Source organism: Streptomyces hainanensis (assembly GCF_004348415.1).
Lineage (GTDB): Bacteria > Actinomycetota > Actinomycetes > Streptomycetales > Streptomycetaceae > Streptomyces > Streptomyces hainanensis.
Map to the genome: position 1 here is coordinate 1 of NZ_SMKI01000923.1, position 572 is coordinate 572.

General features: G+C 63.5%; 1 protein-coding gene. It reads right to left on the minus strand.

The window, feature by feature from the left end:
- On the minus strand, positions 1–494 hold a 494-nt coding region (locus tag E1283_RS36840), incomplete at its 3' end, for a hypothetical protein (protein WP_132822462.1).
- Positions 495–572 lie beyond the last annotated feature (78 nt).

Below are 572 nucleotides of genomic sequence, written 5' to 3' on the forward strand. Positions count from 1 at the left end.
CGGGGGAACTTCGTCACCGGGTAGTAGTGCCACTTTCTGAAGAAGCCCGCTTCGTTGTTCGTCTCGCCGGTGTTCTCGGTGATCTCGATCCGGGCAGTGCCGATTCTGGTGTTGATGTGCAGGTTCCTGAGGGTGATGCGGAGGGCGGCGATGTAGAGCGCCGACTTGATGTCCTGATCCTTGATTCCCACGAAGCCGGCGGTCTTGTTGTTGGGCGGGGTGATGGTGATCTCGGTGTCCGACACCCTCTTGAAGGTCCAACTGGCTGAGCACTCGCCGTTGATGGCGCTGATCTTTCCGGCGCCGACGAGGTCGGCTTCGTGGCTGCCGCTCGGCAGGTAGAGGGTGATCTTGTTGCAGTAGACGGGGGTGTCCCGGGTGTTGGCGACGATGAGGTGCATGGTGTAGGCGGGGCTGTTGTCGTCGAGGGACACGTAGAGGGGCTGCGGTTCGGTGATGCTCGTGTAGTGCAACAGCGCGTCGCTGTCGGGCATGGGTGGCTCCCGGGCTGGGTTGTGTGGGGGATCGCGGACGTCAGTCGCCGAGGCCGCCGGTGAGGCGGAGGTAGCCGG